This window comes from Pseudomonas sp. P97.38, from assembly GCF_001269745.1.
Taxonomy (GTDB): Bacteria; Pseudomonadota; Gammaproteobacteria; order Pseudomonadales; family Pseudomonadaceae; genus Aquipseudomonas; species Aquipseudomonas chlororaphis_E.
Window position 1 is genome coordinate 355,389 of the sequence record NZ_LHVJ01000028.1, and the last position, 8,477, is coordinate 363,865.

Annotated in this window: 9 protein-coding genes and 1 pseudogene; 6 read left to right on the top strand and 4 right to left on the bottom strand. The window is 59.5% G+C overall.

The window, feature by feature from the left end; all coding sequences use genetic code 11:
* The gene (gene glyS, locus AD664_RS24480) at window positions 1-2,055 is read right to left on the bottom strand and encodes a glycine--tRNA ligase subunit beta (protein WP_053150663.1); all 2,055 of its coding nucleotides are present in this window, start codon (window positions 2,053-2,055) and stop codon (window positions 1-3) included.
* Window positions 2,052-3,005, bottom strand: coding sequence for a glycine--tRNA ligase subunit alpha (gene glyQ, locus AD664_RS24485; RefSeq protein ID WP_053150706.1), 954 nt, complete (start codon window positions 3,003-3,005; stop codon window positions 2,052-2,054). Before glyQ ends, glyS begins: the two co-directional genes overlap by 4 nt.
* A gap of 81 nt (window positions 3,006-3,086) precedes the next feature.
* Here glyQ and AD664_RS24490 point away from each other — a divergent pair, with 81 nt between their 5' ends.
* The 6 genes from AD664_RS24490 (at window position 3,087) to AD664_RS24510 (ending at window position 7,299) form a co-directional block, all read left to right on the top strand.
* On the top strand, window positions 3,087-3,644 hold the full coding sequence (locus AD664_RS24490) for a DNA-3-methyladenine glycosylase I (protein WP_053150665.1): 558 nt from the start codon (window positions 3,087-3,089) through the stop codon (window positions 3,642-3,644).
* Window positions 3,645-3,687: 43 nt separating this feature from the next.
* Entirely contained in the window at window positions 3,688-4,575 is an 888-nt protein-coding gene (locus AD664_RS24495; protein WP_041023035.1) for a lysophospholipid acyltransferase, read from the top strand.
* Between the two features lie 508 nt (window positions 4,576-5,083).
* Window positions 5,084-5,290, top strand: a complete 207-nt coding sequence (locus AD664_RS24500; RefSeq protein WP_042727825.1) for a hypothetical protein — start codon at window positions 5,084-5,086, stop codon at window positions 5,288-5,290.
* 385 nt (window positions 5,291-5,675) lie between these two features.
* Window positions 5,676-5,771, top strand: a complete 96-nt coding sequence (locus tag AD664_RS27975) for a demethoxyubiquinone hydroxylase family protein (protein WP_256207149.1) — start codon at window positions 5,676-5,678, stop codon at window positions 5,769-5,771.
* Window positions 5,761-6,168, top strand: a complete 408-nt coding sequence (locus tag AD664_RS24505; RefSeq protein ID WP_256207146.1) for a demethoxyubiquinone hydroxylase family protein — start codon at window positions 5,761-5,763, stop codon at window positions 6,166-6,168. The genes AD664_RS27975 and AD664_RS24505 overlap by 11 nt, the downstream gene beginning before the upstream one ends.
* A gap of 219 nt (window positions 6,169-6,387) precedes the next feature.
* Window positions 6,388-7,299 (top strand): hypothetical protein, encoded by a 912-nt coding sequence (locus tag AD664_RS24510; protein ID WP_042727827.1) that lies wholly within the window; start codon window positions 6,388-6,390, stop codon window positions 7,297-7,299.
* A 131-nt stretch (window positions 7,300-7,430) separates the two neighbouring features.
* On the opposite strand, the pseudogene AD664_RS24515 reads toward AD664_RS24510, so the two are convergent.
* Window positions 7,431-8,051: pseudogene (locus AD664_RS24515) on the bottom strand (tyrosine-type recombinase/integrase).
* 42 nt (window positions 8,052-8,093) lie between these two features.
* A partial coding sequence (locus AD664_RS24520; protein WP_157061596.1) for an integrase core domain-containing protein occupies window positions 8,094-8,477 on the bottom strand: 384 nt, incomplete at its 5' end.

Here is an 8,477-nt window from a genome sequence, read left to right on the forward strand (position 1 = left end):
TTACCCCAGCAGCGAAATGTCGGCAACGCCGAGGAACAGCCCACGCAGGCGCGCCAGCAGCGCGTAGCGGTTGGCCCGCACATTGGCGTCTTCGGCATTGACCATCACCGCTTCGAAAAACGCATCCACCGGTTCGCGCAGTGCCGCCAGGCGTGCCAGGGTTTCGCTGTACTGACGCGCCGCCGCCATCGGCTGGACCGCCTGGTCGGCCTGCTGGATCGCCGAATACAGCGAGAACTCGTTGGCGTTGTCGAAGTACTTGGCTTCGACGGTGGCCGCGATGTTGCCTTCGGCCTTGCCCAGCAGGTTCGACACACGCTTGTTCACCGCCGCCAATGCCGCCGCTTCCGGCAGCTTGCGGAACGCCTGCACCGCTTGTACGCGCTGGTCGAAGTCCAGGGCCGAGCCCGGCTTCAGGGCACGCACCGACAGGTAGGTCGCGACGTCGACGCCTTCGTCTTCATAACGTGCGCGCAGGCGGTCGAAGATGAACTCCAGCACCGCGTCGGCCAGGCCGGCGGCCTTGACCTTGCTGCCGAACGCGTTGACGGCGAAGGCCACCGCATCGTTCAGGTCCAGGTCCAATTGTTTGTCGATCAGGATCCGCAACACGCCCAGCGCCGCACGGCGCAGGGCATATGGGTCTTTGCTGCCGGTGGGCAGCATGCCGATGCCAAAGATGCCCACCAGAGTGTCGAGCTTGTCGGCGATGGCTACGGCCGCACCGGTCAGGGTGGTCGGCAGTTCAGCGCCGGCACCGCGGGGCATGTATTGCTCGTTCAGGGCCAGGGCCACGTCCTGCGGTTCGCCATCGTTGAGGGCGTAGTAGTAACCGGCGATGCCTTGCATCTCCGGGAACTCACCGACCATCTCGGTGGACAGGTCGCACTTGGACAGGATGCCGGCGCGGGCCGCGCGCTGGGCGTCGCCGCCGATGCGCGGGGCAATGAACGCCGCCAGTTTCGACACGCGCTCGGCCTTGTCGTAGACGCTGCCGAGTTTTTCCTGGAACACCACGTTCTTGAGGCGTTCGTTGAAGCTTTCCAGGGGTTGTTTCTTGTCTTGCTTGAAGAAGAACTCGGCGTCGGTCAGGCGCGGGCGCACGACCTTCTCGTTACCGGCGATGATCTGTGCCGGGTCCTTGCTCTCGATGTTGGCGACGGTGATGAAACGCGGCAGCAACTTGCCTTCGGCGTCCAGCAGGCAGAAGTACTTCTGGTTGTCCTGCATGGTGGTGATCAGCGCTTCCTGCGGCACTTCAAGGAAACGTTCCTCGAACGAGCACACCAGCGGCACCGGCCACTCCACCAGCGCGGTCACTTCGTCCAGCAGGCTTGGCGGCACGATGGCGGTGCCTTCCTGGCGGGTGGCCAGCTCTTCGGTGCGCTTGCTGATCAGCTCGCGACGCTCGTTGGCGTCGGCCAGCACATACGCGGCACGCAGGTCGGCCAGGTAGTTGGCCGGCGAGGTGATGCGCACGCTCTGCGGATGATGGAAACGGTGGCCGCGGGAGTCGCGTCCGGCCTTCTGGGCCAGGATCGTGCAATCGATCACCTGGTCGCCCAGCAGCATCACCAGCCATTGGGTCGGACGCACGAACTCTTCCTTGCGCGCGGCCCAGCGCATGCGCTTGGGAATCGGCAGGTCGTTCAGCGAGTCTTCGACGATGGTCGGCAGCAGGCTGGCGGTCGGCTTGCCCTTGATGCTCTGGCTGTAGCGCAGTTTCGGACCGCTCTGGTCGATTTCACTCAGGTCCACGCCGCACTTCTTGGCGAAGCCCAGGGCGGCCTGGGTCGGGTTACCGTCGGCATCGAACGCGGCCTGGCGTGGCGGGCCGTCGAGGTTGATGCTGCGGTCCGGCTGTTGGGTCGCCAGGGCGGTGATCAACACGGCCAGGCGGCGTGGCGCGGCGTACACCTGCTTGGCTTCGTAGCTCAGGCCGGCGGCCTGCAGGCCTTTGTCGATACCGGCCAGGAACGCATCGGCCAGGGTGTTCAGGGCTTTGGGTGGCAGTTCTTCGGTGCCCAATTCAACCAGGAAATCTTGAGCACTCATTGTGCAGCCTCCAGCTTAGCCAACACTTCATCACGCAGGTCCGGGGTCGCCATCGGGAAGCCCAGCTTGGCACGGGCCAGCAGGTAGGCTTGCGCAACGGAACGGGCCAGGGTGCGTACACGCAGGATGTATTGCTGGCGCGCGGTCACGGAAATCGCCCGGCGTGCGTCCAGCAGGTTGAAGGTATGGGACGCCTTCAACACCATTTCATAGCTCGGCAACGGCAGCGGCTGGTCCAGCTCGATCAGGCGCTTGGCTTCGCTTTCGTAGAAATCGAACAGCTCGAACAGCTTGTCGACGTTGGCGTGTTCGAAGTTGTAGGTCGACTGTTCCACTTCGTTCTGGTGGAACACGTCGCCGTAGGTCACCCTGCCGAACGGGCCGTCGGCCCAGACCAGGTCGTAGACCGAATCCACGCCTTGCAGGTACATGGCCAGGCGTTCCAGGCCGTAGGTGATCTCGCCGGTGACCGGGTAGCACTCGATGCCGCCCGCCTGTTGGAAGTAGGTGAACTGGGTCACTTCCATGCCGTTGAGCCAGACTTCCCAGCCCAGGCCCCAGGCGCCCAGGGTCGGCGATTCCCAGTTGTCCTCGACGAAACGGATGTCATGCACCAGCGGGTCGAGGCCCACGTGCTTGAGGGAGCCCAGGTACAGTTCCTGGAAGTTTTCCGGATTCGGCTTCAGGACCACCTGGAACTGGTAATAGTGCTGCAGACGGTTCGGGTTCTCGCCGTAGCGGCCGTCAGTCGGGCGGCGGCTGGGCTGCACGTAGGCGGCGTTCCAGGTTTCCGGGCCGATGGCACGTAGAAACGTGGCAGTGTGGAAAGTGCCGGCGCCTACTTCCATATCGTAGGGCTGAAGTACCACGCAACCTTGCTCGGCCCAGTATTGCTGGAGGGCGAGGATCAAGTCTTGGAAGGTACGCACGGCTGGCGTAGGCTGGCTCACGAAATTCACCTGTTTCTTGGGCTGCGATTTAAAGAGCGGGAGTATACCCGATTCGTTCGTGCGCACGCCCCCTGGAGCCTTATGCCACGCTGCTTTTGGTGTACCGAAGATCCGTTGTACATGGCCTATCACGATCAGGAGTGGGGGACGCCGCTGCGCGATGCGCAGGGTTTGTTCGAGTTGCTTTTGCTCGAAGGGTTCCAGGCGGGGCTGTCCTGGATCACCGTGTTGCGCAAACGCGCCCACTACCGCGAGGTGTTGTACAACTTTGACGTACAGCGGGTGGCGCAGATGAGCGACGCCGAGATCGAGGACCTGATGCAGGACCCCGGCATCATCCGCAACCGCCTCAAGCTCAAGGCCGCGCGCCGCAATGCCCAGGCCTGGCTGGCGCTGGAAGACCCGGTGGCGTTCCTTTGGTCGTTCGTCGACGACACACCGATCATCAACCATTTCAGGGACCGCAGCGAAGTGCCGGCCATTACGCCCCAGGCCGTGGCCATGAGCAAAGGCCTGAAAAAGGCCGGCTTCACGTTCGTCGGGCCGACCATTTGCTACGCCTTCATGCAGGCCTCGGGCATGGTCATGGACCACACCCAGGATTGCGACCGCTACGCCGAGTTGGCAAACGGCGGTTAGAATACCCGGCTCGCGACACGGCCCATGAATTCAGGAGTGACCTGTGGATAAGTTGAAAGGCGCCTTGCTGGTCGGCGCTCTGCGGTTGTTTGCGCTGCTGCCCTGGCGGGCGGTGCAAGCGGTGGGGTCGGCGATTGGCTGGCTCATGTGGAAGCTGCCCAACCGTTCCCGCGACGTGGTGCGGATCAACCTCGCCAAATGCTTTCCCGAGATGGACCCGGCCGAGCGCGAACGCCTGGTGGGCCAGAGCCTCAAGGACATCGGCAAATCCCTGACCGAAAGCGCCTGCGCCTGGATCTGGCCGGCCCAGCGTTCCATCGAACTGGTGCGCGAAGTCGAAGGCCTTGAGGTATTGAAGGAGGCCCTGGCGTCCGGCAAAGGCGTGGTGGGTATCACCAGCCACCTGGGCAATTGGGAAGTGCTCAACCACTTCTATTGCAGCCAGTGCAAACCGATCATCTTCTACCGCCCGCCCAAGCTCAAGGCGGTGGATGAATTGCTGCAGAAACAGCGGGTGCAGTTGGGCAACAAAGTCGCGGCGTCCACCAAGGAAGGCATCCTCAGCGTCATCAAGGAAGTGCGCAAGGGCGGCCAGGTGGGCATCCCCGCCGACCCGGAACCGGCCGAATCCGCCGGGATCTTCGTGCCCTTCTTCGCCACCCAGGCCCTGACCAGCAAGTTCGTGCCCAACATGCTCGCCGGCGGCAAAGCGGTCGGCGTTTTCCTCCACGCCCTGCGCCTGCCGGACGGCTCCGGCTACAAAGTCATCCTCGAAGCCGCCCCCGAGGCCATGTACAGCACCGACACCGAAACCGCCTGCGCCGCCATGAGCCAAGTGGTGGAGCGCTACGTGCGCGCCTACCCCAGCCAATACATGTGGAGCATGAAACGCTTCAAGAAACGCCCGCCGGGCGAGGCGCGGTGGTATTGAAAGTGAGGCCTTTGTTCCAGCAAGCAGCCTGGCTGGGCGAGGGGATTGATCCCCGCTGGGTTGCCTAGCAACCCATCCCTCCAACACCCTCGCCCACACGGAGCCCGTGTGCCAGGCGCTTGCTCCCGCTTGGCTGCGTAGCGGCCCCAAACCCAGTGCAGCAACAAACGCTCTGATAAGCGTTTCCCGCCGAGCGAGCGTCGCGGACTTAGGCTCATCCGACCACTTATCTGGAATGCTGCGGGTCTGTAAGTTCTTACAGTAGTCACGTTGTTGTACTCGGCCCCTAATAACTTCGTCGCCCCCTTTCCTAGGACCGGAAAATCGTAATTGCGCAAGCACGGAGATCACGAAGCTATGAAACGTGACGCTCGCCCAAGTATCGAGCTGTTGGTAGGGGACGTTCACGGCGGTGCCGGTGGACGATGGTGTACGACCTGGCACCTCAGACAGTCCATCCCTGCCGGGTTTGCCGGCCTGGGTGGTCTCATTGTAAGGGAGCTATATCATGGTTGATTTTGCCGCGGATTCACTTATCGAGACCTATAAGAATCTGGACATTATGCGTAAGCCGCACGATCCCTATGGCGGTGGCGGGCAGTATTACTTCATGTTTGGCAATGGCGAACGCAGCGCGCTTTACTCGGACTTGGGTGAGGTGAAGCGGTACATTGACGCCAGGGTTACCGAGGCCAGCGTTTGGCACGATGTTTGATCCAGTGTCGATGTAAGCAGGCATACCGCCATCGCGAGCAAGCTCGCTCCCACAGATGATCATGGTGAACGCAGTATCTGTGAGTGCTCGAAAACCCATAGGGAAGTGGGCTTGCTTGCGATTGGCCTGCTTGATCGCCACTCGGTGAGTTTCGTTCAGGCCCCTAATAAGCCAGAGATGCACCTGAAATAGAAGGTAATACTTGGCAAAACGTGGGGGTTCAGGTAGCAGTCTTCACGGTAAGACTACTTGGCGAGTCATTGGCGTTGCCGCAGGGTAATCCCCGAAAACCAATGACCGGCAAGCCCTGCCACTCGAACAAGGCAAGTCAATTGTGAATGCACCAAATGTCCTGGCAAACGAAACAGACCTTGGCCATTGCATGATGAAAGTTGACCATGCAGGTGAGCATGGCGCGATCTGTATCTACAGCGGGCAATTGATCATGGCCCGGCTTTTTTTCCCCGGATATGGTGGGTGAGCTCAAGGAGTTTCTTTCCCACGAGCGCCGTCACCGGGCTGTCTTCTTAGCAGAACTGCAACGTCGCCACTATCCCCGCTGCCGTAGTTACTGGCTGTGCGGGATGGGCGGCTTGGCGTTGGGACTGATCACTGGCCTCTGCGGCCGTAAAGCTATTCTCGCCACCACCGTCGCGGTTGAAAGTGTGGTGCTTAAACACCTGGCCCATCAACTTCAGGTTCTAGGCGATATCGATCCGCACGCGGTGGCGGCCATCGCTTCGATCGTGGAAGAAGAACAACACCATCATGACCATTCGGCAGCGCAGATAGATGTAAACGATCCTTGGTTCAGAGCACTGGCACCGATGGTGACCGCTTGGACTGAAGCTGTGATATGGATGGGTATGCGTTCTTAGTAACGGCACAAAAATAGACGGGCTTTCGTCCACAGCTACGTAGATAGACGACTGTTATCTTGTGGTCGGCCGTTGCTCTGCGTGACAGGTACCCACTGGCCAGAAGGGGACATCTAGGGTAGGAAGAATAAATCTCAGAATCATCTGGCCGGCTTACGGCTGGCGAAGCCCGCCGGTTATGTCATACGTTAGGTCTCATCTCCAGTTAAAAGGACTCTCATGGAAGAAAAGCCGAACTACATCGAAGATGCTGTCTCTATTGCTATCGGTAGCCAGTTAGCGCTGCTGAGCTTTCCGTTTCTACGTTACTCCATCGTTCCGATATCGAGGGGGCGTGAACGGTGGCTCGGCGCGGATGCAAAGTTACTCAGCGGGAAGCGCTTCCTTCCTTTTTATATGCAATTCAAGCGTCCTTTCGCACATACTGTCCCGAGTCGCGCGCAGATCATCAAAGATCGCAACAGGTTGTCGCCTAAGCTATCCACTGCGCCCCGAACGCTGTTTTTTTCCCTGCAAGACAAGCTTAAGCACCAAAAGGACTTCCAGCATAACGTCCTGTATAGACTGCGGAAGAAATTGCTGGCACAGAACCGCGGAGACGCAGCCTACGTGTGTCCGCTGTTTCTAGACAGGCAAACGTATTTCTTGCATTCGCACATGGCGGGTATCCTTCGGTGGGCTCAGTCTTGGCCATCGCGTCCATACAATAGGCAATATCTCCCTATTACTAATGCATCTGGAAGCACAATCTCTCTGCCAAATATTCCGGTACTCTCCGAGCACATATCCATTCCGCCTCACGAGCTAGTAACCACTGCAGCGCATAAGTACAGCTTCACTGAAAGTGGCGACGAGGTGTGCTTTCACTCGCCGAAGCATCTTCCGGAAGGCAGCTTCCTGTTCCACCATTGGCTAGGTGGCTTGATTTCCTCGGCAAGATCCGAAGACCGCTTAACGGCTCTCGGGGATAGCCGTCGCGACCTAGAAGAACTTGTTTCAGTAGCGCTTGGGGAGAACCAACAGGAATTTGAGCTACCGAAAGATCCCAGCCTTGCCTGGTTCGTATGGGGCGAGTATCTCGGTCGTCACTACGCCATTGAGCAATATGCTGTTGTCGCGCATGAGCCCTAACAATTCGTTCAAGCCGATGCCGCTTTGCGGCATTGCTTAATTCAGCCGTTGAACGTTCGCTTTTTACTCACGGCCACCGGCTACTCTTGGCCGGTTAGCGACGGTCAGGGCTCGACCGTCGCTATGCATATTCAAACCTCGGTCTGTTCCGCCATCTCCAGGGCGTCATCGACTTCAATTCCCAGATATCGAACGGTGCTCTCCAGCTTCGTGTGGCCGAGCAGCAGTTGAATCGCTCGCAGATTTTTCGTCTTGCGATAGATCAGCGATGCCTTCGTACGCCTCATTGTGTGAGTGCCATACATGGCTGGATCAAGGCCAACGGCTTCCACCCAGCCTTTGACGATCCGTGCGTATTGACGTGTTGATAGAGGGTCTGAGGTATGCAGCTGGCTCGGAAAAAGGCAGTCCTCGCTCCGGAGTTGGGCTTGGTGTATCCAGGCCGCGATAGCAAATCGTGTTTGTTCGGTGATCTCGAACTGCACTGGCCGCAGCGTTTTCTGCTGCATCACCATGGCGCGTGGTGATACGTGCTCGCCATGGGCGACGTCGCGCACACGAAGCTTGGTTAAGTCGCAGGCCCGAAGCTTGCTGTCGATGGCCAGATCGAAGAACGCAAGATCACGGGTTCGTTCTGCAATTTGAAGCCTTACCCGGATGGCCCAGATATCTCTCAGTCTGAGTGGAGCTTTCTACCCGACCAGCTTTCCTTTGTTCCAAGGCTGGCGGCTGCAGGTAGCGAAAATGTTGATGACTATGGACTGGCCCCAACAAAACCGGACACCGCCACCCCGTTAACTTGATGCCGTTTTCATGCGCCTGAACTCTCTGGGAGAGCGGTATTTCAGCGCGCTGTGTGGATGCTGCTCGTTGTAATGTTCGAAAGCGATTGCCAGGTTACGTAGCGCCGTTTCGCGGTTCGGACGAGGCATGTGGGCCACGTAGTCGCGTTTGATGGTCTTCACGAAGCTCTCGGCCATGCCATTACTCTGCGGGCTGCGAACCGGCGTCGTGACAGGCTGCAAGCCGATTTGCTGTGCAAAGAGCCGAGTCTGCTCTGCGATATAGGCCGAGCCATTATCGCTCAGCCACTGCACAGGCGTGCTGGGCAGCTGATCGCCAAACCGCTTCTCCACGCTTTCCAGCATCAAGTCGCGAACATCGTCGCCACTGTAGCC